This is a genomic window from Zhongshania aquatica, from assembly GCF_027257955.1.
Classification (GTDB): domain Bacteria; phylum Pseudomonadota; class Gammaproteobacteria; order Pseudomonadales; family Spongiibacteraceae; genus Spongiibacter; species Spongiibacter aquatica.
Genome location: NZ_JANZNQ010000012.1, coordinates 43,131 through 66,461, shown reverse-complemented (window position 1 = coordinate 66,461; position 23,331 = coordinate 43,131). Strand labels below are relative to the sequence as shown.

Here is a 23,331-nt window from a genome sequence, read left to right as displayed (position 1 = left end):
AATCAGGCCAGCCGCAAACCCCGCGTCTTGGCCCTAGGCCATATTAAGAACTTCTCGCACACAGCGATTTATTCCCTTGGCGGCCTCAGCAATACTGCCCGCCAACATATAAGCGGGCGTTGTCACCAGCTTCATCGCCTCGTCGACGCACACCTCATCCACAGCGCAATCTTGGTGAATGCCTCCCATGGTGTTAATGGCCCCGGCAACTTCCGCGTCGTTGCCCACCGTGCAGTGCACACCTTCACCAAAAATACGTGCCGCCATCGTCGGCGCAATACAAATTAGCCCCGTGGGTTTGCCTGCTTTGTTCATGGCCTGAACAAATGCCAAAACATCTTTTTGAACACTCATCTCGGCGCCATTGACCGCAAAATCTGAGAGATTCTTCGCTGCGCCAAAACCGCCCGGCACAATGACTGCATCAAAATCGGCCGCGTTTGCATCGGCCAGGTCTTTCACCTCGCCCCGCGCTAGACGCGCCGCTTCTACCAAGACATTGCGGCTCTCGCCTTCAGCCACTTCACCTTTCAAATGATTGATAACATGAAGTTGATCGATATTGGGCGCAAAACACTGGTAACTGGCGCCGTGATTCTCCAATGACAACATCGTCAGTACTGATTCATAAATCTCCGAACCATCGTAAACACCACAACCTGATAAGATCAGTGCGACTTTTTTCATTGTTGCTGTCCTCCTTGCTGGAACATCACTCCGCTATTTGCGAAGCAATTTTCAATAATACCTTCACGCAAACCGTGTTGCGAAAGCGCCATAGTATCAATATTTAAAACCTCAAACAGTGCCAACACAATGGCGATACCGGAGGCAAAAACAGACTGCCTGTCTTCAGACAGGCCCTGATAGCGAACCTCTCCGATTGTTGTAAACGTCTGCAGGTTTTCAGCTAGCAAGCGCAAATCGTTCACGTGTATGCCAGTGCTCGCTTTTCCAGCACCTCCTGCCTTTGCGATAAGAACTTGCTCTACTGCCAACAAGGTACCAGAACAGCCAATAACAACTGGTGGCGACTCACGAAACGATGTCGGGAACGTTTTTAGCGCGTCTTCGAACATCTCTGCGGCGGCATCACGGGCCGCCGTAAAATAAGCTGGGAGTAATTCACCTCCGGGGAAGTATCGCAGATAGCGCAAGCAGCCAACGTCAACACTGATTCCACTGTGCATTTGCTCTGCAAGACCCCACGCAAGCTCAGTACTACCGCCGCCGACATCTACAACCAAGTATGTTTTTTGAACATGCTCTTCAGCTGCAGGTAAGCAGCCTTTGGTCACGCCAAGGTAAACTAACTCTGCTTCACGCTCGCCACTAATAATGCGTGGACATACACCCATCAACGCTTCTACGGCCAATAAAAAAGGAGCTGCATTGTTTACACCACGTAATGACGCTGTCGCCACCACGTGCAACCCTGTTATTCGATAGCGGGCTAATACACTTTTATACTCACTCAAACACGCCAACGCGCGCTGCTGGGCATCGTGTTGTAAATCACCCATTTCACTGCCGGCTGCCAACTGAACCTTACGCTCTTCAGTATGGATAGTTTGCCAGCCACCTATCTGCACCTGCGCTATTAACAAATGAAAGCTATTCGAACCCATGTCGATAGCCGCCATGTAGTCACCTAGGGGTAAAATCACCGCTTCCCACCTTTTCACATCCGCTTAATTCATGTGCTATCATCGCACATCCTATATTTTGTGATGTTTACTCGGAGAACTACCATGAGCGACAACATCGTTCACGTCACCGACAGCAGCTTTGAAGAAGACGTGCTGAAGTCTGATTTACCTGTATTGGTCGATTTTTGGGCAGAGTGGTGTGGCCCATGTAAAATGATTGCACCGATTCTGGATGAAATTTCTGGTGAATTCGATGGCAAATTGAAAATTTGCAAAATCGATGTTGATGCAAATAGCGACACGCCAGCTAAGTTCAGCGTACGCGGCATTCCAACACTGATGATTTTCAAAGGCGGTAACGCAGAAGCCACTAAGGTTGGCGCGCTGTCTAAAACACAGTTGTTGGATTTCGTTAACTCCGCACTGTAATGCCGTTGTAACCCGTTCAGCCTAGCTGAGCGGGTTTTCGCGAAAAGCTAGACGCCTAGACTTTTCAATGATAGAGTGCGCAAGATCCTTCAAACAACACCCAATAAATAACCTTAATTTCGCTTCTGCTTAACACGTCGAGTTCGTTCCGGCTTACTGTTTTTCTGCCGTTCCCACGTCTCGCTTATATCCTGTCTAATTGATACCACTAAACCCATATACCTATGAATCTAACCGATCTAAAAACAAAATCTGCTCAAGAATTACTCGACATTGCCAAAGAAAGCGGCCTCGACAACATCGCCCGCTCACGCAAACAAGACATCATCTTCTCGATACTCAAGCGCCACGCCAAAAGTGGTGAAGATATTCACGGCGATGGTGTATTAGAAATACTACAAGACGGCTTCGGCTTCTTGCGTTCCGCCGACTGCTCCTACCTTGCCGGCCCCGACGATATTTATGTGTCTCCCAGTCAGATCAGACGCTTTAATCTGCGCACCGGCGACAGCATTGCTGGCAAGATCCGACCACCCAAAGAAGGCGAGCGCTACTTTGCGCTATTGAAAGTCGACGAAGTTAACTTCACCCGCCCCGAACAATCTAAGAACAAGGTCCTATTTGAAAACCTCACCCCCCTGTTCCCCAATGAGCGTTTAACCCTAGAGTTGGGTACCGGCTCGACTGAGGATTTAACTGGCCGCATCATCGACTTGGCCGCGCCTATTGGCAAAGGTCAACGCGGCCTGATCGTCGCGCCGCCGAAAGCGGGTAAAACCTTAATGTTGCAGAATATTGCCTCGAGCATTATCCGCAACAACCCAGAATGTTATGTCATCGTATTATTGATCGACGAACGCCCAGAAGAAGTAACTGAAATGCAACGCTCGGTGGGTGTGCGCGGTGCCGAGGTTGTAGCATCAACCTTTGATGAACCACCAGCACGTCACGTTCAAGTTGCCGAAATGGTTATAGAGAAGGCCAAGCGCTTAGTCGAACACAAGCGCGACGTTGTTATCTTACTCGACTCCATCACCCGTTTAGCTCGCGCCTATAACACCATCGTCCCTAGCTCAGGCAAGGTACTAACAGGTGGTGTTGACGCTCACGCACTTGAGCGCCCTAAACGTTTCTTCGGTGCGGCACGTAATATTGAAGAAGGCGGCAGCTTATCCATTATTGCAACGGCATTGATTGATACCGGTTCGAAAATGGACGAGGTTATCTACGAAGAGTTCAAAGGTACGGGTAACAATGAACTGCATCTCGACCGTAAAATTGCCGAGAAACGCGTTTACCCCGCCATCAATATTCGCCGCTCCGGCACCCGTCGCGAAGAATTGCTGACCGGTGAAGAAGAACTGGCCAGAATGTGGATTCTGCGTAAATTACTACACGGCATGGAAGACACCGCAGCGATTGAATTCTTAATCGACAAGCTCAAAGATACCAAGACCAATGCCGATTTCTTTGACTCGATGAAGCGTAAGTAACGCGGAATGCTTGACGGGAGACGGGAGATGCTAAAAAGCAAAACTCTCAGCTCTCGTCAATGTGTTGGGCGCTGCACCATCCGCGCCCACTATTATTTTACTTTTCGTCTCCCGTCTCCCATCCAGCGTAACGCCTGCCATGTATAAAGACCTCAGAGAATTCATCCGGCATTTAGAAAAACAAGGTGAGCTAAAACGTATTAGCCATCCCGTTGATCCCAATCTGGAAATGACTGAGATTTGCGACCGCGTCTTGCGCGCTGGCGGCCCCGCCCTATTGTTTGAAAATCCCATTGGTTACGATATTCCGGTACTGGCGAATTTATTCGGCACCGAAAAGCGTGTCGCAATGGGTATGGGCAAAGACGATATAAAGGCCCTTCACGAAGTCGGCGAATTACTCGCTTTTTTACGCCAACCTGATCCACCAAAAGGTCTACGCGACGCGTGGAGCAAACTACCGGTATTCAAACAAGTTTTGAATATGGGGCCTAAAATGGTGAGCAATGCGCCCTGCCAGGAATGCGTGATTGAAGGCGACGCGGTAGATTTACGCACACTGCCCATTCAAACCTGCTGGCCCGACGACGCCGCACCACTGATCACTTGGCCACTAGTTATTACCCGTGGCCCGAATAAAGAACGCCAAAACCTCGGCATTTACCGCATGCAGCTTATCGGCAAGAACAAGCTGATAATGCGCTGGTTATCTCACCGTGGTGGCGCCTTAGATTTTCAAGAATTTAAAGCCAGCAATCCCGGCGAGAAGTTTCCCGTATCGGTTGCCCTTGGCGCCGATCCAGCTACGACCCTAGGCGCGGTAACACCCGTACCCGACTCGCTGAGCGAATACGCATTTGCCGGATTGCTGCGCGGCAGCAAGACCGAACTCACCAAAAGCCTAAGCAATGATTTACAAGTACCCGCGACCGCAGAATTTATTCTTGAGGGTTATATTGACCCCGAAGAAATGGCCGACGAAGGCCCCTACGGCGACCACACCGGCTACTACAATGAGGTAGACAGCTTTCCGGTTTTCACCGTTACCCATATTAGTCACCGCAAAAAACCGATCTATCACAGCACCTATACCGGTCGTCCACCGGACGAGCCTGCCGTACTCGGCGTCGCCTTGAATGAGGTGTTAGTCCCACTACTGCAAAGGCAATTCCCAGAAATAGTCGATTTCTATCTGCCACCGGAAGGCTGCTCCTATCGCATGGCCGTGGTGACGATTAAAAAACAATATCCAGGTCACGCCAAACGCGTCATGTTTGGGGTTTGGTCATTTTTACGACAATTTATGTACACCAAGTTTGTAATTGTTTGCGACGACGACGTCAACGCCCGCGACTGGAATGATGTTATCTGGGCGATTACCACTCGTATGGACCCGGCTCGCGATACCGTGCTGGTTGAAAATACACCCATCGATTATCTTGATTTTGCCTCACCGGTTTCGGGCCTCGGCTCGAAGATGGGAATGGACGCCACCAATAAAATGGGCGGTGAAACCACCCGAGAATGGGGTCGTCCCATTGTGAAAGATCCTGCTGTTATCCAGAAGATAGATGATATTTGGGATCAGTTGGGGTTGAGCTGAGGCTCAGCAGACTCGCTAATCTGATATAAACTTTTCGCTGGAATGGCTTGTTTATTTTTTGTGGATATCGAGAGGTAGAAAACTGATTTCTGATAGTGCTCGCAAGCTTATAGGGCTTGACTACAATTCATAATACATACGCTTTGAGCCTAAATATAAAGTCCAAGAAGTAATTTTTAAACTGAAAATCATTCTGAGTAATATTACTACGCTCTGCTAGCGATTTTTTCGCCCTCGCTGGGCGACTTACTTCTTTTTGCGAAAAAAGAAGTAAGCAAGAAATTCGCCCGCTATCACTCACCCTTCGGGTACTCTGTGCTTCTCAAAACTCAATGGGATCGCTGCGGAACTCGCCTTGGGCTCAGACAGTCCTCACTAAAAAAATCCCATTGAGTTTCTGCGATGCTCGGTGAGTTCAAAAGCGGGACTAAGGGCGGCACTTCGCTGTAACATTAGACAAAAAACTTTGTCTTTCCCACACAACACCTGCAGCTTACACGAATCCCCTTCAGCACCGCCGAGCACTGAAGCAAGTAACGGGTTAAGCGGGGAACTGCTTGAGCCGAAGGCGAGTTTTCCCGGCGGCACGCTCGCTGCCCGTGCCGTTATTTGCGAAGCACCCAACAAAAATAGGGCATTCGCCATCAGTAGATTATTCAGTTTAGGGTTGATAAAGTTATCATAAGAAAACGGTTATATCGCGCCTAACTTAATTTAGCGGGGGGGTACGCGATAGCTGTTGGGTCTTTTCAATGGAACTTCGACGATTAACGTCGCAAATGGAATTGTATAATGTATTTTAACCAGTTGAATTCTCTCCTATTTAAACAACTTCTTCGCAAATCGCTAGGCTATATCGTGGTGATTTCGACCATATTACTAGGTGCCTGTGGTGGCGGAGGCGGCGGAGGTGGAAGTAGTGCAAATCAGGTCTGCGATAGGCTGACTCTTCTGACAACGGACACCATACTGCCCGGCGATCCGATAGAGTTCAAAACAAACGAAACCCTCGACGCCGTCTATATTGTTCTGTCAGACAGCGAAGTCCCGCTGAGCAGTATTACTAGCGACATGGGGTACATCGTCAATGCGCCCATAACACCGGACCTAGCGGCAAACGGTGGCGAAATTACGCTAGTTGCCGAAATGGGCGGCGCACGCTGCAACATCCCAGCTATCACGGTTGATGCCCTCCCACCGGCTAGCGATACCGATAATTACGCCGATGTACTGGATACCCTTGAGCAGGCGCTTATCAAGTTTGAAGAGGCCTTTGGTTACGATCCGGAGACAGTATCAGACGAAGATATCCAAAATGACCCCTATCTTTTGGCGGCCCACTACATCCACGAGTTATTCAACGATCCCGCCAGCGAAATTAGCTTGGCTTATCAGCGCAACGTGTTCGCTACGATGTCCGCAAATGATAAGGCCTACATCGCGCAAGTAATGGAAAAACTGGATCTCAAAACTTTACTAGAGAATTTTGCGAGCCGTTTTGATGGGCCGATCTTTACGACAACCCCAGACTCAGGCGAAATAGCCAATGTTGCCGCAGCGGAACCGATGGTACGCCGCGCCCAATGCACGGGCAGCTATGCAGATAATACTAAACACAAAGTAGCGATAAATAATGGCGAGACATTGTCTCGCGGCATGAAGTTATCTTACGAGGCGCAAACTAAGCAAAGAAACGCCCAAAGTGCCGCCGCAAGTCAGGCGGCAAAGAGCTCTGCACTAAACACGTTATTTACCGTAGGTGGCCAATTAGGCAAAGGGGCAGCTGCAACACCCTTAGCAGTATTGACGACCGCGATGGCGATTAGCAGTATTACCAACAATATGGAAATTGACATGGTTGCAGCGCTGCTGCCATCTGAAATCACGGAAGCCAAACTGACAATTATTCCGAAGCCACGCCTCGAAGAAGATTACACCGAAAAATTTTCAGAACCGAGTTGGCTTTTCCGCGTCGATGCGCGAAGCAAAGAATATGACTTTTCTAAATTGGTTGTAGACACCGGTTTTGCCGCTTTGGGTGCCCCAAAGAGTCCAGTTGATCCCAATTTAATGTTCGGGGCAAGTGAAGTCGCCAACCGGGTCACTTCTAAAGCGGGGGCTCAGGATTGCGAGTTAATTGTGCCTTCTATCAGCTGGAATAACATCCAGATTGGCAGTGACTATGCTGAGCCAAAGTTTATTTCAGGCACTGCATTTTCTTTAAACACCGGACAAGATCGTAAAATCACGCCACAGGAAGTTGGTCAATCTGAACTCGAGGTGAAACTGAAGTCAGGGAAGTTCCCCTCATATACCAACACGCTCGCGATGGAGCAAGACACCATCGTGATGGAAAACCTCGCGAAATCATTTTTGTTTTCTTCTAGCCCAATTGTTGTCAACACCCCAGGAGAAGTCATTGATGTCAATGTGAGCATTCTCAATTCAGTGCTTCCCGAAAAACATGAGATGCAGACCTCCAGTAATCTTAGCGTGTCCAAGACACGAAGTGGTGACTCATTACAATTAAGGATAGCAACCCCCTCGGATCCAGAGGGCTACCCTCAGTACATTACATTAACCTCTACATCCAAAACCCTCGTGCCAACAGAGCCTCGCAGGACAACCGCAGAAGTCAAACTGGCAGACTTAAAGATAAGTATTGAGGAAACACTAGCCGGTAGTTGCGACGAAACCGTCTACACCGAAGAAAATCGCGCCATCATCACCGGGTTTAGCAATGATGACTCTGTAACTTGGACTTCCAATGGCGGCACGCTGACAGAGCTCGCCAATAATACGGTGCGATTCAGTACGGAGGACGTAGGCACGTTTGTACTCACCGCCACCAGTAATGAAGACAGCAACATAAAGGCCAATGTGACAATCAATACACTAGATTGCGCGGGCAATGTCTATATGAATGCAAACGTGGTAACGAATGCCAGCTCACCAAGAGAAGATTGCACCAACAGTAATCCCGAGGACGTCGAAGTAGAAACCATCTTTGGTGTGGTAAACCCCGATTACCAGGGTCTATCACCGGCGAATATCCGTCAAAAAATGGGCTCACTGTCTGAGGGCCGCCCATTTAATTTTGATCAGTCGGATTCAGACAATTTGGTGTTTTCTGAAGAGCGCGGCGATCAATGCCTAACTACGAGCGTAGCGTTGATTGCAGACAGCGCCGGCACTATAGAGAATATGGGCGACAACACCATCGGCTTTGGTACCTCAAGCGAAACGCAGGGGCGGTGTATCGAAGTTGAATATTCGGAGGGTGAAAAAGGTACCGATTGCATTACCTCTGGCGCATTGGGCAGTTACATTATGGCCTGGGTCTTCGATCACGAAGCCGAAGCCGATTACGAATTGAAAATAGATCTTGCCTGCTCTGCTAAACCCGTTGAAGGCCTTCAATCGGGTAATAATATCATTTTCGTTATACATACCTACGATGAAAATGGCCAAGAAGTAAATGTGCTTCCTTTGACAAATCCACCAGGCGGCGGGACGACCTGTTTAGACGGTGTGTTGCCTTCGGGTAAACGCTGGACGATACCTGCGATGGCTAGTGGATCTCAAGTAATGATTTATGCCAGCTTCTTTGATTCTGTATTGGCCTCGCCCCCGGCAACGCAACAGGACCCGGGTGAACAAGTACTGAAAAATAGCGGCGATGTGTCCGGCACCATTCAAGTTATTGTGGAATAGCACAAAGCAAATATACGAGCTTAAATCGCCCGTTTCGTTTACCTCGAACTGGCGATTTAAGCTTAAGCCCACCTCCAACACCACGTGATTTTTGACCTTTGTATAAAAAATTATCCTGAGTAATCCCCTTTCACCGTTCTGTAAGTTTTCGCCCCACTGGACGACCCGTAGTGCAGAATAACTAAGTCGCCCAGCAAGAGGGAAATTAGAGCTGGCAGAAACCCTACATAACCGCTTTTTGACCCAATATCTGAACAAAGGCATTCGCTTTGCTCACATGGATACCCGATCAAGCTTGGGTATGGCGTGAAACAAAAAGTACTAAAGCTATTCACGGCAATACCGTCGGCACGGCAAATGACCCCTTTGCGTCTTGCCAGGCAGGAACTAATATCTCTTACTATGATCAACTAGAACGCAAGCGCAAATACCAAGCGCCTTTTTGGGGGTGGATGGAAAGGTGTTCATGTCAAAAACCTTAAGTTACAGGATCGACCTAGTAGAGCGACCTCGTGAACGTGTCGCGAGAGACAATGGTGCTTTAATTATTATTACAATGTTTGCGTTGTTGCTCTCCTTAGCAGGTTGCTCTTCTACACAGTTTCATGAGAATAGTGGCGAGGGAAGCGTTGCCATCATTGAGTCAGGTATGGCGTCTTACTATGGCGATAAATACCACAATAAAAAAACCGCGAGCGGCGAGCGATATAGGCATGAGCTAAATACAGCTGCCCATCGAACACTGCCATTCGGCACTCACGTAAAAGTAACAAACCAAAAGACAGGCCAAAGTGTGTTGGTAAAAATAAACGACCGCGGACCTTTTGTAAGGGGCCGGATTATTGATCTTTCAAAGTCGGCCTTTACAACCATTGGTGATACCTCCTCAGGTTTAATTCGCGTGGACGTTCAAGTAGTTGAGTAATTCAAAATTATATTTAACAAGCTCGGCGCGTATTGGAGATTGCTTTCTGACAAGAATGAAAATTAAAAACAGCGTCGATGAATAGTGCTAAACTTGCTGTCCGCAGCAAATCAGCACAAGTAAAATCGGCTATGACTAATCCCATATCATCCATCTTCAACGCCGAACAACTCCTACTAAAGCCGGTGCCCTTATCGCTCTACATCCACATTCCGTGGTGCGTGCGCAAATGCCCCTACTGTGATTTTAATTCACACGAGCAAAAGGGCGAGTTACCAGAGCAGGCCTATATCAATGCGATGCTTGAGGACCTTGATCAGGATTTAGGGTTTATTCAAGATCGAGAACTACAGAGTATTTTTATCGGCGGCGGCACACCGAGTTTATTTAGCCCACAAGCTTATAAAACTCTATTTAGGGAATTACGCACGCGGCTGAAATTTACCGACGATATTGAAATTACCCTAGAGGCAAATCCCGGCACCGTTGAGCAAGCCCGCTTTGATGGTTACCGGCAGGTGGGGATCAACCGCTTATCGATTGGCGTGCAAAGTTTTAATCCGTCACAACTTAAAAAACTCGGCAGAATACACAATAACGATGACGCGCTTCGAGCAATTGCCTGTGCGCAAAACGCGGGCTTCGATAATTTTAATGTCGATCTGATGCACGGCCTGAACAATCAAAGCCAAGAAGATGCCTTGTGTGACCTCAAGTTAGCTATTGATGCTGGCACGCCACATATCAGCTGGTATCAACTTACCATTGAGCCGAATACCGAGTTTTTTAAGCGACCGCCGAGCTTGCCAATAGAAACCGAAATGCACCGTATTCAAAGCGCGGGCTTTAACAAATTATCTGCAGCGGGCTTTGGGCGGTATGAGGTGTCAGCGTTTGCAATGCCGGGACGCCAATCCAGTCATAACCTTAACTATTGGCAATTTGGGGACTATCTCGCCATCGGTGCCGGCGCCCACGGTAAAATCACCCAGGCCAATGGCGATATTATTCGCTATCAAAAAACCCGCAAGCCCGAAGACTACCTTCTCCGAAGTCCTTCACGCAGCAGCAAAACTGAGATTATCAGCCCCGCTGATTTACCCTTAGAATTTATGATGAATGCGCTACGCCTGCAGCAAGGATTTACCGCGGCGCTCTTTGAGCGGCGCACAGGTTTAGCCTGGTCTGCGATTAGCACTACGATGAATAATTTTATCTGTCGTGGTTTGTTGCAAAAGCACGGTGACAAATACTCGCCAACACCGCGTGGCTACGACATGCTTGATAGCGTGTTGGCCGAGTTTTTACCGGACTAGCTTTTCTATTCCAATGTATCAAACGTAAGATACGGCACCGCCATCAATGCGGATATTTTGACCATTAATAAAACCTGCAAGATCACTACAAATAAAGGCAACGAGATCTGCCACTTCCTGCCGCTCGGCAATTCGACCGCTGGGATTCGGGTATTCTGTTTCGACGATTTTTTTCACAATATCATTCCAGTCTTCGCCCCATCCTTTTTTAGCGGCGCGCCGTCGAAAACCCGCCTCTAACTCAGCCGTGCGAATATACCCCGGCGCGATGGTATTGACGGTAATACCAGTATGGGAAAGCTCCTTTGCGAGACTCACTCCCATCGTGGCAACCGCCCCTTTTGATGCGTAATAGTGTGGCATAATACTATTCGGCTGGTGGCTACCAATTGTGCCTAATTGCACAATCCGACCCCAACCTTTATTTCGCATTGCTGGACTGAAGCCCTTAATCAAGCGCACTGCGGACAGCACATTTTTTTGATACATATCCAACCAATCTTCCGAGTCGCTCTGTAACCACTTACCGGCGGTCGCGGTGCCGTAATTGTTTACCAGAATATCGATATCACCAACTGCCTTTCTGGTTTGGCTTAGCACTTGGTCGCAACCCGCATCCGTAGAAATATCTCCCCATACCGCGTGCGCGGATGCAGTCGCGTCAGCTACCTCTACAGCGCTGCCCTCTTCATTACCATGAAAGACAACAATCGCGCCTTCCCGCGCCAGCGTTTGGGCAATCGCTTCACCGGTGCCTCGGTTACTACCGGTAACCAGCGCAATTTTATTTTGCAGTTTCAGATCCATAACGACACACCATTTTGTTCGATCAAGAGAAATACCTTAGCGCCAAACATGGTCGCACATAGCCAGTCTGTGGCAAAATCTTAAAATTAAGCCATCTACCCGACAATAACGACGAGACGAGACTATGAAATTCTGCCCACAATGCGCCAGCCCCATAGCTGAAATTTTAATTGATAGTGAAATTCGCAAGGGCTGCCCCGATACCAGCTGTGGTTTCGTGCTGTGGAATAATCCCGTGCCTGTGGTGGCGATGATCGTTGAGGTGGAAGGCGGCGTAGTAATGGCCCACAACGTAAGCTGGCCAAAAACCTTTTATTCTATTATCACCGGCTTTTTAGAAGCCGGCGAAGATCCCGAGGAATGCGCTCGCCGCGAAACCATGGAAGAACTTAATCTCCACGCACTGGAAACCTCACTCGTTGGTGTTTATCCCTTTGCACAACAAAACCAAGTCATCATCGCCTACCATGTAAAAGCCGCCGGTGAGGTGAAGCTAAACCACGAATTGGACGATTACAAAATTGTACCTGTAGCCGATATTAAACCTTGGCCGATGGGAACAGGGTTGGCATTAACGGATTGGATAAAAACGCAATTGGGCAAATAGCATTGAATCCTTTGCTGCAATTACTCAGAGCGCCTCACCCACTGACGCTCTGAGTGTCCTTCTAATTCAGCGAAGATAAACCCATCAGCTTGCTAGCGAAACGTGGTAGACGACGCCATATTTATACTTCCATCTTCTTCTAAAATTCCCATTCTCTCGCCAACAGAATCAATCACCACCACAATACGCTCTTGGAATAACGGCCGTCTTATAAAATGGAGTCGCCAGCCGAAACCCTCCATCTGACGCAACGCCAAAACCTGCAATTCATTAAGCATGTCCATCGCATTTTGCGGTATCGCGTCACCGCCCTTGCGTTTGTCTTGATCCATAGCATGCACCTTCTTCACCGGTTCATTCAAAAAATGACCAAATAGTTTTTTATTATCACGCATTTCGACCTATGAGGATCAATTTACTCGGCTTAACGTCATCCGCTATTTCGCCGTATCCTTTCCCTCGTCACTATCCGCCTTACCATTCCGATCTCGAGCAGACTCTTCCTTGGCATTTTCTCGCGCCGTCTCAAGCTCTTCCGTTAGTTTAGCTAACTCTGCTTTTATTGCCTCTCTATCAATATCCTCTTCGCCCTCTTCCGCTTCTGTTTTCAACTTTTCTTTGAGTTTTTTAATCTTGCCCTCAATATTTTCGACGGCGCTGGCCACTTCAGCTTTACTAAACAAAATCTCCTCGGCATGTCCGTTTTTATCTTCTTCCGGCTGACTCGCTTTTTTCCGTTTGGGAATAAATTTCAGCTCTGGCGGTAAGGGCCGCTGATTCATAAAGCTGGGGGATACGATTTCAATACCAGCGTCGTGCAGCGCATCTAACATTTTGCCGCGCAACCGAGAACGTGCGCTAACTAACAGGCCCGCCTCATTCAACCAACCACTAGCGCGATAATTCACCGAGAAGTCGCCAAGATTACGAATTTGTACAAATCCATCGCCCAACTCGGCGGCTTCAATTGCGGAGAGCAGCGCCTTTTCAATATCACGTCGATCAACGTCATACCCTAGCGACACCTCGGCCGACACCACCGTGCCAGAGGCCCGCACGACATTGTAAGGTTCCTGCACTAACAGTAAATTCGGTACGGTTACCAGCTCACTGGTTTCATTTTGAAACTCCACATGCAACAAGCCCCGCTGAGAGACACGACCTAGCTCATTGCGAAATTCGATATAGTCACCCGCACGGAAGCTATTCACTGTACGCAACATAAACCCTGCCATGAGATTGCCCATGACCGAGGTAGAAGACAGTGCTATCGCCGCACTGAGCAACAAGCCGACTAGGCTCAGTAATTGCCCGCGCAATTCGCTTTCCATCGGAAAAGTAGTAATGCCCAGCAGCAAACCGCTTAAGCGAAAAACCAGCTTGGTGCCCTGTTCCCGATAACGAATGTCGGCACCGTGATCTTTTTGGACAGAAAATATCTTGCGGGTAAAAAGCCATACGCCCACTAAAAACAGCATGACCACCGCAAAGGGACCCCAGTCACCCAACCATTCGGGTGCCACATTGCCTACTGCACCCAATGCCTCATCCATCCTCGAACTCCCTTTGTGGCTTATTGATCAATAGCAATTGCTGGCTTGGAAACAAAATTTGATTACTTTGCTTTCAAAGTAGATCATCTTGCCAATGTACGCAGACAAATGCACATCGGACGTATGAGTATGGCCGAATCGCCCATGCGACGACACTGGGCTGTGTGTTAAACTACGCCACTTTACACTATACGTGCGACATGGCTCGGCGACTGCCAAAGAGGAATTTATGCCTGTATATCGTTCTAAAACCACAACTTCCGGCCGCAATATGGCGGGTGCACGCGCACTATGGCGCGCCACTGGTATGAAAGACGGTGATTTCGAAAAGCCGATCATTGCTGTGGTGAACTCCTTTACCCAATTTGTACCCGGTCACGTCCACCTTAAAGACATGGGTCAACTCGTCGCCAGAGAAATTGAAGAGGCCGGCGGTGTCGCTAAAGAATTCAACACCATCGCGGTCGACGACGGTATCGCCATGGGTCACGACGGTATGCTGTACAGCCTGCCCAGCCGCGACATTATTGCCGACTCGGTAGAGTACATGGTCAACGCCCACTGCGCCGATGCCATGGTGTGTATCTCTAACTGCGACAAAATCACCCCCGGCATGTTGATGGCAGCCTTACGCTTAAACATTCCGGTGGTATTTGTGTCTGGCGGGCCGATGGAAGCCGGTAAAACCAAGTTGTCTGAGCACAAACTCGACTTGGTCGACGCCATGGTCATTGCCGTTGATGATTCAGCATCCGACGAGAAAGTCGCCGAGTATGAACGCTCTGCTTGCCCTACCTGTGGCTCGTGCTCGGGTATGTTCACCGCCAACTCGATGAACTGCCTGACTGAAGCCCTCGGCTTGTCTCTACCCGGCAATGGCTCGATGCTAGCAACACATGCTGATCGTAAGAAACTATTCTTAGAAGCTGGCCGCCGTATTGTCGAGATCGCCAAACGTTATTACGAAGAAGATGACGAAAGCGTGTTGCCACGCAGCATCGCCTCGTATAACGCCTTTAAAAATGCGATGGCCTTAGATATTGCCATGGGCGGCTCAACCAATACTATTCTGCATTTATTAGCCGCTGCGCAGGAAGCCGAGCTAGATTTCACGCTGAAAGATATCGATAAACTGTCCCGTGAAGTGCCGCAACTGTGTAAGGTTGCGCCGAATACCCCGCTCTATCACATGGAAGACGTGCACAGAGCAGGCGGTGTTTTTGCTATTCTTGGGGAGCTTAATCGCGCCGGCTTGCTCGAAACCGACCTACCCACCGTACACGCCAGTACCATGGGAGCAGCGGTGGCCCAGTGGGACATCATGACCACTGACAACGATGCGGTGAAGAACTTCTTCAAAGCTGGCCCTGCCGGGATTCCAACCCAAACCGCCTTTAGCCAAGACACGCGATGGACTTCACTCGATGCCGACCGCGAGAATGGCTGTATCCGTAATCTGGAACACGCTTTTTCCAGCGAGGGCGGCCTTGCAGTGCTGTATGGCAATATCGCTGAAGACGGCTGTGTGGTAAAAACCTCTGGTGTTGACGAAAGTATTCTGGTGTTTGAAGGACCCGCTCATATCTGCGAGAGCCAAGAAGGCGCTGTAGACGACATTCTCTACGACCGCGTTAAAGCTGGCGATGTAGTGATTGTGCGTTACGAAGGCCCCAAAGGTGGCCCGGGTATGCAGGAAATGCTGTACCCAACTAGCTACATCAAGTCTAAGGGCTTGGGTAAGGTCTGTGCATTACTTACTGATGGTCGCTTTTCGGGTGGCACATCCGGTCTGTCTATTGGTCATGCTTCGCCAGAGGCTGCGGCAGGTGGCGCAATTGGACTTGTAGAACAGGGCGATATCATCCGTATCGACATCCCCAATCGCGGTATTAACGTGCTGATCGACGAAGGCGAGCTCAATAAACGCCGCAAGGCAATGGATGCCAGGGGAGCCGATGGCTGGAAACCAGTCAATGAGCGTCCACGGAAAGTCTCTGCGGCCTTAAAAGCCTATGCGAAGATGGTCACCAGTGCGGATAAAGGCGCTGTGCGTGATATAAGCCAGCTTTAATAACTGGTTTTTGAAGCATAAAAAAAGGGGCCAAATGGCCCCTTTTAAATTGGCAGAATCTTCACGCAACAGAAGAAAAAACCCGTCCCAATATCTTTTCACGAATCGTCTCAATGAAAAGACATGTACTTCGAATATACCCGATACGTCATCGTTTTTTGATAAGCAATTACCCTTAACAAAGAATTGGTAATAGGTGCCCGTCAAAATTCACTAGCGCGCCAGTTTTGGTGCCGTATCACCACAGTGCCAGCAATAATCAAAATTACCTGGGCTTTCCTCGTCACAACGAGAGCAATGCCACGCCAATTCAGACTTTTCACTTATCTGTTGCAGCAATTCTTTTGCCCTAATCACTTGCCGCCCATCGATCCAAAGCTCTGGCCAAACCTCGGTAAACGCCAAACTACCGGACGCGCCACTCGCATAGGTATTTCTTAGTTCGCCAACAATTCCCTCTGCCGATAACAGGTTTTGCACATTTGCTACTAACATTAGGTTTTGATCTGTAAATATTTTTTCCACTTACCACTCCACGATCTATGGCCTAACGGGTCGCACGTCCACATCATTTAAATTGGCATCGAAGGCATCGGTAAGCAAACAGTCGTAGCGGCGCTCGTCATACTCGCCCAAACGTGCTGCCTGCTCTTCTGTGAACAAACCCATACTTATCGCCGACTGCAGTTTTTCGGTCATCGTATCACCCTGTAAACGATCGTGATGTTCGTTTTCAAGAAATAGGTCGTAGTCCTTGTCTATCTCCGTGAGTAACTCAAAAGCACAGTGGATACGCCCCTGAGCGTCTTGGTCATCATCGCTAACATGAACTGCCCCCGCCAATAGTGTTCGCACGGGGTTGGGCTTCATAATCATTTCGCCCAAGGCGCGAATGTCATCGTCTGACACCTCGTAGTTGGGCATTCCCCAGGGAAAGAAAACACCCTTCAATGCGCAGCCTATCCACTGCTGCGGCATATTTTGATAAAAATTTCGCAGGGCCTGATTCATAGAATTGAAGCTGCGTTTTAAGGCAAACTCAGCGTGTAAGGTATTTGCCTCGCTCTCCGGTTGGTGGTCATGAAACTTTAAAATAGCGCAAGCAATAACGAGCTGACTGTGCACATCACCTAAGCGCGCGGACAGTAATTCGCGACGCTTAAGATCACCGCCAAGAAGTAACAAGGCAAAGTCTGCGGTAGCGGCAAACACCGCGCTATAACGATCAATGCGGGGATACCAGCGCGCAGAGAGCTCACTGTGCCCGCACTTAGGTTTAGCTAATTTAGCTGCCGTTAACCCCAGCAAAAGTCCTCGGCTAAAGACCCCAGCGGTATGTGCTAAATGACCACTCAGCAATTCATCAAAACGCGCTACTGCACCCTCACTTTCGTCTGATAAGGCTTGCAGTTCATCGGCTAAGTACGGGTGGCAACGCATTGCGCCCTGACCAAATATAATCATCGAGCGGGTGAGAATATTCGCGCCTTCAACGGTGATCGCAATCGGAATGGTCTGGTAGACTAGCGCCATAAAATTGCGCGGCCCCATCTGGATACCCCGACCACCAAGAATATCCATGCTGTTATTCACTAAGCCCCGCATGGTTTCCGTAGCATGATACTTGGCCATTGCCGTTAATACGGACGGCGCACCATCTGCCAAGGCCCGAGTGACGAGAGCACGATAGGCCTCAAGCATATAAGCGCCAGAAGCGATCTCTGCACTGGCCTCTTGGACACCTTCAAACTTACCGACCGAAATACCAAACTGACGACGGATGCGCGCAAACGCACCCACCATGAGGTAACTCATTTCACCGCTTGCGGTCGACAGTGCTGGCAGCGAAATACCGCGACCAGCGCCAAGACATTCCACCAACATCATCCAGCCTTTGCCGATGTAGTCCTGCCCACCAATGAGCATAGACATGGGAATAAAAACGTCCTCACCGGTTATCGGCCCATTCATGAATGCCGAACCTGGGTAGTGACGACGACCAATCTCCACCCCCGCCAGATCCGCCGGGACTAAGGCGCAGGTAATACCGCGCTCGACTTCGTCGCCGATTAAGCCATCCGGATCGCTCAGCCGGAACGCTAAGCCCACCACCGTGGCAACGGGCGCTAGCGTGATCCAGCGTTTCGAGAAATTAAGTTTTACACCTAATACTTTCTCGCCTTTAAACTCCTGCTCACATACCACGCCAGTATCTGGAATTGCACCGGCATCAGAACCAGCCTCAGGACTGGTTAAACCAAAGCAAGGTAATTCTTCACCCTTTGCTAAACGCGCAAGCCAAAAATTCTTTTGCTCTTCGGTGCCGTATTTCATCAGCAACTCGCCCGGCCCCAAGGAGTTAGGCACCATCACGCTGACCGCCGCCACCGTTGAACGACTAGCAATTTTGCTTACCACCCGGCTCTGCGCATAGGGTGTAAAGGCGAGACCGCCATATTCACGAGGAATAATCAGACCGAGAAAGCCTTTATCTTTGATGAACTGCCACACCTCTGGGGTGAGGTCTTTATCGTGATGATGGATTTTCCATTCGTCGAGCATGTCGCATAATTCTGCGGTTTCATTGTCTAGAAACGCTTGCTCGTCATCATTCAAGCTTGAGAGTTGGATTTGATCGAACTTCGCCCAATCGGGCTGACCAGAAAATAAATCCTTTTCCCACCACGTCGTACCCGCATCTAAAGCTTCTCGCTCCGTGCTACTCATTGCCGGCATCATTTTTTTCAACGCCGCCATAGCCGGTGCACTAACAAAGCGAACGCGCAATGAATCGACGACGATTACCGCCAAGACAAATAATAAAACTAACAACGCCAGTGGGTGGAGAAAGAAGTCGCTGCAAAAACCTGCAACAATCCACGCCGCAAAAAAGGCAGCGCAGCCGTTACGACGGGATAAGCGATAATAGAAAATTAGTGCGGTAACGAGAACAAGTGCAAGTATGGAAAATAGGCCAGTCATAATACCCTCTCTGAGTCTTCGTAGTTTGCGTGGCAAACACCGTGGATCAGTGAATGTGATTACCATGCTACGCGGTCACAGCGACTTTTGCATTAATGCTTCAAACCAACATCCAAGGCATGCATGCTTAAGCTGGTAGAGACACGCTATTGTCTTAAACAATGAATTCCGCGGTTTGTTTCCGGTATTTTGACCATCACGTAGCTTTTGTTATTTCAAAATATGGACTGCATCGACGATGTCGGCCACACTCTCTCCTATTACATAACTTGAATTAATATCGGGACTACTTACATGAACTCCTCAGTCGTTATTAGCGGGGTGGGCCTATGGACTCCAGCAAATAGCATTAGCAACGAAGAATTGGTAATAAGTTACAACGCGTGGGCAGAACATTTTAATGGCGAAAACCAAGCCGCCATTGAAGCCGGAGAACTAGACGCTAAGCCGCTTTCCAGCCCAGAGTTTATTGAAAAAGCTTCGGGTATAAAAAGCCGTTTCGTCTACTCAAAAGAAGGCATTTTAGATATAAATCGAATGCGCCCACTTCTTGAAGTACGCAGCGACGATGACGTCTCACATCAAGCTGAGATGGCCATTGCTGCAGCGAAAAAAGCCCTTATTGCCGCCAACAAAACAGCTGCTGATATTGATATGGTAATTGTGTCCTGTGCCTATACCCAGCGCTCTTACCCCGCAATCGCCATTGAAGTTCAAGCGGCCTTAGGCATCGACGGCTTCGGCTTTGACATGTTAGTGGCTTGTTCCGCAGCAACCTTTGGCTTAGCAAGGGCAGTTGACGCGATCAAATGCGGCTCGTCAAAAGGTGTATTAGTTATAAATCCTGAACTTACCTCTCCTCAAGTCAATTTCATGGATCGGGATTCTCATTTTATCTTTGGTGATGTCGCAACAGCCGTGGTAGTTGAGAGCAGTGAATCCTGCACATCTGCACACGCCTTTGACGTTGTGAGCAGCAAATGCGTAACCTCATACTCCAATAATATTCGCTCAAACTTTGGCTACACTACGCGCGCGACTGACGAAGACCCCTATGCCGCAGACAAACTATTTCATCAAAATGGTCGCAAGGTGTTTAAAGAAGTGTGCCCAATGGCAGCTGATCACATTGAAGGCCATTTGCGCAGTGAAGGGATTCAAGTTGCAGACTTAAAACGTTGGTGGCTACATCAAGCCAATATCAATATGAACCTTCTGATCAGCAGACGATTATTAGGGCGTGACGCGACACTTGAAGAAGCGCCAATCGTTCTCGACGAATATGCCAATACTGCCTCAGCGGGTTCTATTATTGCTTTCGCTAAACATCATGAAGATCTAGCCGTCGGCGATATTGGCGTAATTTGCTCATTCGGCGCAGGTTACTCTATCGGCAGTTTGATACTTCGTAAACGATAAGCACCCTCTCTAAGCCAACCGTCTTCGGCGATGTTGGCTTAGGCATATGCCCTTATGTTTGGTCGGCCCCCGGCAATAGAATCGGCCTTTGCCTCAGGACCGATATTATTTTTAATATCGGTCTTCGCGTACAAAACCCCGTCTTATTTAGGGCTGCCAAGAAAGGCTGATCCCATAAGTTACTGGCATTCCCGTGTACCGACCAATAGTGTCGAGCTGATTAGTCACATTATTATAGTAATACTCATCACCGAGGTTCCGGCTCCACAGCATCAACTCCCAGGGCCCCACACTTGGTGCAAAAGCGAGACGCGCATTGATCACGCCATAATCGTCAATAAAGAAGCGCTCATCCTGTTCCAGCGACGCATTGGTTTCACCGCTATAGCTATAGTCGATACCCACTGATAACTCATAGCGCTCAAATACCGGCAGCACATAATCAAGTAGTAAAGTGTATTCCCATCGCGGACTATAGTTAAACGGCTTGCCGGCAAAATCGAACTCATCGCCATTGCTATCACCGCTGACAAGTTCTTCAACTTCGGTATCTAAATATGCCGCCGCCACTGACAGATACAAGCCTTCGACCGGCGTGTATTTTATGTCTAGCTCCGCGCCACGCACCGTAGACTTAGGCGCATTGCGCAAAATTGGTAACGCGCCAAATATCGGGTCACGGAAATTAGTGACGAGCTGCTTGTCTTTATAGCGATAATCAAACACTGAGGCATTGAGCTGCATGGCTTTATTTAGCAGGGTGAATTTACCGCCAATCTCCACGGCATCAAGCTGCTCTTGTGTCACGGGTTCAAACTGCACCGAATCGGAAATATTAATCACCGGGAAACTGCCTGACTTAAAACCGCGACTCAGTGCAATATACCCCAGCATATCTTCAGCAAAGCGCCAATCAAGCGCTAGGCGACCCGATACGTTGTCTTCTTGCAATTCGCCAAAATAGCGACCAGGACGACGGGTTTCATTATCCAAAGTAAAGCAGCCACCCTGCGCTGCCGTGCCGGGGAGATAACCTGCCAGCGGCGATTGCAGCAAACTTAGGGCGCTAAAGGCAGTCGCTAAACCCACGCCCTCGTCCTGCGCTCCCGCTGAGTCTTGATCAGCACCCGGCTCATCGGCAACGTTAACGTCTTGACCACAGCCATTAAACTTACGTGATTCGTCGGTGTAACGCGCACCGCCACTTAAGGTCAGGTTGTCAGTAAATTCCCATTCGCTATGAACAAACACGGCGGCGACTTTGGCCAGCTGATTGCCACCAAAACCCGAGCGATTATCCAACCCGGCCACACCGTCACCATTCGGCGCATCGACCGGAAAAATGATGCTCACCGTCTCATGGTGCAAACGCTGGAATTCGGCGACATCGTCTTCACTGTAATTGACACCAAATTGCCAGAACACATCATCGTCGTAATTACCCGATAAACGCCACTCCAAATTATAGTAGTCGGTGGTCGCAAACACGTTGCGCTCGGTATTCACGGTATCAACGCCGGATTGGGGGATAAAGCTGCCATCTGACTCAAAACGACCTAGCGACGCTAAAAATACCGCATCCACATTGTCTGACACGGCCCAGCCGACTCGCACACCGCTAGAATAGAAGCTATCGTTTAAACGAAACTCCATACCGTTATTCGGCCAGTCAGCAGCGCGATTGTCTTGGGTGTTCTTGTCGTTAACGGGGTAATCTGCCACTTCAGGATGCAAGCCAGCGGCACCCAAAATTGCGTTCTGTGATTCAATGGCAATAACCTGCAGTGCTTGAGGCTCAGAGCGATCACGCCAGCCATCGAGGTGATAGCTAACATCAATATTGTCAGCAAGCTGCCAACTCAATGAAAACCGGCCACTCTGCTTGTCGACTTCACCCAAGGTATCATAGCCAAATTGTTGGTACTCACCGCCGAGATTGCGGCCCGTATTGCCGTTGTAAGCTTCGCTGCTCGGATGGCGGGTACGACTACGTTGCCATCCCTCGCGACTATTGATAGTACGCAGCGCAAGCCGTGCACTCACGTTCTCTGTTAGCGGCCCACTAATAAATCCATTCGCTTCACTGGTTTGGTAACTGCTATAGCCTAGGCTGCCACCGTAGGTCAGGCTGTCACTGGGCTTGTTGGCAATATAGTTTATGGCGCCGCCGGTGGTGTTACGGCCGTAAAGTGTGCCCTGAGGGCCTTTTAATACTTCCACCCGAGCAAGGTCTAAATTGCTGCCCTTAGTCATAATTGGGAAGGGCAAATTAAATTCGTCTATATACACACCAACCGTGGCACTGGCGGTTTGACTATTTTCATTAAAACCCACGCCCCGCAGGGTGTAGATTGGCGTGTTAAAGCCACCATCCGCGTAGGTAAAGCCTGGAAGTAACTTACCGAGATCACGAGTATCACTCACACCCAGGGCAAATAGGTCTTCGCCAGTATAGGTGGAAATCGCAAGGGGGATATCGTTAGCACCCTCTTCACGTTTTTGTGCGGTAACCAAGACCTCTTCAATACTTAAGCCGCGCCGAGTTTGACTACCTTCTTGCGCGCTGGCACCCAGGGAATGAACCACACTCAGTAGTGTCAATGTTATTTTTGTTGCAGTGTTCACCCAGACTTTCTCCCAGCACGATAGCAGCAGCGCATGCTAGGGATTCAGCCTTGGTATTTCAAGCAATCAAGGCTTTGTTGCTTTAAATATTCTAAGCTTAGATCAATAAGTTATTAGACTGTATTTTCAAGCACTTAG

Annotated in this window: 17 protein-coding genes; 9 read left to right on the top strand and 8 right to left on the bottom strand. The window is 49.1% G+C overall.

Annotation, left to right across the window (positions count from 1 at the left end; genetic code table 11):
• Positions 1-33 precede the first annotated feature (33 nt).
• Complete coding sequence (elbB, locus tag O9X78_RS13185) at positions 34-687, bottom strand: isoprenoid biosynthesis glyoxalase ElbB (RefSeq protein ID WP_269620170.1); 654 nt, start codon at positions 685-687, stop codon at positions 34-36.
• Entirely contained in the window at positions 684-1,667 is a 984-nt protein-coding gene (locus O9X78_RS13180; protein ID WP_269620169.1) for a Ppx/GppA phosphatase family protein, read from the bottom strand. The genes elbB and O9X78_RS13180 overlap by 4 nt, the downstream gene beginning before the upstream one ends.
• Positions 1,668-1,751: 84 nt before the next feature.
• On the opposite strand from O9X78_RS13180, the gene trxA reads away from it, so the two are divergent.
• The 6 genes from trxA to hemW all read left to right on the top strand — a co-directional run bounded on the left by trxA (position 1,752) and on the right by hemW (position 11,129).
• Positions 1,752-2,078 (top strand): thioredoxin TrxA, encoded by a 327-nt coding sequence (trxA, locus tag O9X78_RS13175; protein ID WP_269620168.1) that lies wholly within the window; start codon positions 1,752-1,754, stop codon positions 2,076-2,078.
• Between the two features lie 224 nt (positions 2,079-2,302).
• Positions 2,303-3,571 carry a transcription termination factor Rho gene (rho, locus tag O9X78_RS13170; RefSeq protein ID WP_269620167.1) on the top strand — a complete coding sequence of 423 codons (1,269 nt, stop codon included), beginning with the start codon at positions 2,303-2,305 and terminating at the stop codon, positions 3,569-3,571.
• A gap of 139 nt (positions 3,572-3,710) precedes the next feature.
• Positions 3,711-5,174 carry a 4-hydroxy-3-polyprenylbenzoate decarboxylase gene (ubiD, locus tag O9X78_RS13165; RefSeq protein ID WP_269620166.1) on the top strand — a complete coding sequence of 488 codons (1,464 nt, stop codon included), beginning with the start codon at positions 3,711-3,713 and terminating at the stop codon, positions 5,172-5,174.
• Positions 5,175-5,966: 792 nt separating this feature from the next.
• Positions 5,967-8,888, top strand: a complete 2,922-nt coding sequence (locus O9X78_RS13160) for a hypothetical protein (RefSeq protein ID WP_269620165.1) — start codon at positions 5,967-5,969, stop codon at positions 8,886-8,888.
• A gap of 466 nt (positions 8,889-9,354) precedes the next feature.
• Positions 9,355-9,813, top strand: coding sequence for a septal ring lytic transglycosylase RlpA family protein (locus O9X78_RS13155; RefSeq protein ID WP_269620164.1), 459 nt, complete (start codon positions 9,355-9,357; stop codon positions 9,811-9,813).
• A 131-nt stretch (positions 9,814-9,944) separates the two neighbouring features.
• The gene (gene hemW / locus O9X78_RS13150; protein ID WP_269620163.1) at positions 9,945-11,129 is read left to right on the top strand and encodes a radical SAM family heme chaperone HemW; all 1,185 of its coding nucleotides are present in this window, start codon (positions 9,945-9,947) and stop codon (positions 11,127-11,129) included.
• A gap of 18 nt (positions 11,130-11,147) precedes the next feature.
• Here the strand turns inward: hemW and O9X78_RS13145 are convergent, their stop codons facing one another.
• Positions 11,148-11,936, bottom strand: coding sequence for an SDR family NAD(P)-dependent oxidoreductase (locus O9X78_RS13145; protein WP_269620162.1), 789 nt, complete (start codon positions 11,934-11,936; stop codon positions 11,148-11,150).
• A 124-nt stretch (positions 11,937-12,060) separates the two neighbouring features.
• On the opposite strand from O9X78_RS13145, the gene O9X78_RS13140 reads away from it, so the two are divergent.
• A complete protein-coding gene (locus O9X78_RS13140) occupies positions 12,061-12,543 on the top strand; it encodes an NUDIX domain-containing protein (RefSeq protein ID WP_269620161.1) in 483 nt (160 codons plus the stop codon).
• Between the two features lie 92 nt (positions 12,544-12,635).
• On the opposite strand, the gene O9X78_RS13135 is transcribed toward O9X78_RS13140, so the two are convergent.
• Positions 12,636-12,875 (bottom strand): hypothetical protein, encoded by a 240-nt coding sequence (locus tag O9X78_RS13135; protein WP_269620160.1) that lies wholly within the window; start codon positions 12,873-12,875, stop codon positions 12,636-12,638.
• Positions 12,876-12,980: 105 nt separating this feature from the next.
• Positions 12,981-14,096 carry a mechanosensitive ion channel domain-containing protein gene (locus O9X78_RS13130; RefSeq protein ID WP_269620159.1) on the bottom strand — a complete coding sequence of 372 codons (1,116 nt, stop codon included), beginning with the start codon at positions 14,094-14,096 and terminating at the stop codon, positions 12,981-12,983.
• A 229-nt stretch (positions 14,097-14,325) separates the two neighbouring features.
• Between O9X78_RS13130 and ilvD the strand changes: the two genes are divergently transcribed.
• Complete coding sequence (ilvD, locus tag O9X78_RS13125; protein WP_269620158.1) at positions 14,326-16,167, top strand: dihydroxy-acid dehydratase; 1,842 nt, start codon at positions 14,326-14,328, stop codon at positions 16,165-16,167.
• 213 nt (positions 16,168-16,380) lie between these two features.
• Here ilvD and O9X78_RS13120 read toward each other — a convergent pair whose 3' ends face one another.
• Positions 16,381-16,692, bottom strand: a complete 312-nt coding sequence (locus O9X78_RS13120) for a putative signal transducing protein (protein WP_269620157.1) — start codon at positions 16,690-16,692, stop codon at positions 16,381-16,383.
• A 15-nt stretch (positions 16,693-16,707) separates the two neighbouring features.
• Positions 16,708-19,149, bottom strand: coding sequence for an acyl-CoA dehydrogenase (locus tag O9X78_RS13115; RefSeq protein ID WP_269620156.1), 2,442 nt, complete (start codon positions 19,147-19,149; stop codon positions 16,708-16,710).
• Between the two features lie 294 nt (positions 19,150-19,443).
• On the opposite strand from O9X78_RS13115, the gene O9X78_RS13110 reads away from it, so the two are divergent.
• Entirely contained in the window at positions 19,444-20,568 is a 1,125-nt protein-coding gene (locus O9X78_RS13110) for a beta-ketoacyl-ACP synthase III (RefSeq protein ID WP_269620155.1), read from the top strand.
• A gap of 147 nt (positions 20,569-20,715) precedes the next feature.
• Here O9X78_RS13110 and O9X78_RS13105 read toward each other — a convergent pair whose 3' ends face one another.
• Entirely contained in the window at positions 20,716-23,193 is a 2,478-nt protein-coding gene (locus tag O9X78_RS13105; protein ID WP_269620154.1) for a TonB-dependent receptor, read from the bottom strand.
• Between the last annotated feature and the right edge of the window lie 138 nt (positions 23,194-23,331).

Bases quoted from the DNA above. Each gene is read 5' to 3' on its own strand.
- O9X78_RS13140 (WP_269620161.1), top strand. From the start codon at position 12,061: ATGAAATTCTGCCCACAATGCGCCAGCCCCATAGCTGAAATTTTAATT.
- O9X78_RS13160 (WP_269620165.1), top strand. From the start codon at position 5,967: ATGTATTTTAACCAGTTGAATTCTCTCCTATTTAAACAACTTCTTCGC.
- O9X78_RS13110 (WP_269620155.1), top strand. From the start codon at position 19,444: ATGAACTCCTCAGTCGTTATTAGCGGGGTGGGCCTATGGACTCCAGCA.
- elbB (WP_269620170.1), bottom strand. From the start codon at position 687: ATGAAAAAAGTCGCACTGATCTTATCAGGTTGTGGTGTTTACGATGGT.
- O9X78_RS13135 (WP_269620160.1), bottom strand. From the start codon at position 12,875: ATGGATCAAGACAAACGCAAGGGCGGTGACGCGATACCGCAAAATGCG.
- ubiD (WP_269620166.1), top strand. From the start codon at position 3,711: ATGTATAAAGACCTCAGAGAATTCATCCGGCATTTAGAAAAACAAGGT.
- rho (WP_269620167.1), top strand. From the start codon at position 2,303: ATGAATCTAACCGATCTAAAAACAAAATCTGCTCAAGAATTACTCGAC.
- O9X78_RS13155 (WP_269620164.1), top strand. From the start codon at position 9,355: ATGTCAAAAACCTTAAGTTACAGGATCGACCTAGTAGAGCGACCTCGT.
- O9X78_RS13145 (WP_269620162.1), bottom strand. From the start codon at position 11,936: ATGGATCTGAAACTGCAAAATAAAATTGCGCTGGTTACCGGTAGTAAC.
- trxA (WP_269620168.1), top strand. From the start codon at position 1,752: ATGAGCGACAACATCGTTCACGTCACCGACAGCAGCTTTGAAGAAGAC.
- ilvD (WP_269620158.1), top strand. From the start codon at position 14,326: ATGCCTGTATATCGTTCTAAAACCACAACTTCCGGCCGCAATATGGCG.
- O9X78_RS13115 (WP_269620156.1), bottom strand. From the start codon at position 19,149: ATGACTGGCCTATTTTCCATACTTGCACTTGTTCTCGTTACCGCACTA.
- O9X78_RS13130 (WP_269620159.1), bottom strand. From the start codon at position 14,096: ATGGATGAGGCATTGGGTGCAGTAGGCAATGTGGCACCCGAATGGTTG.
- hemW (WP_269620163.1), top strand. From the start codon at position 9,945: ATGACTAATCCCATATCATCCATCTTCAACGCCGAACAACTCCTACTA.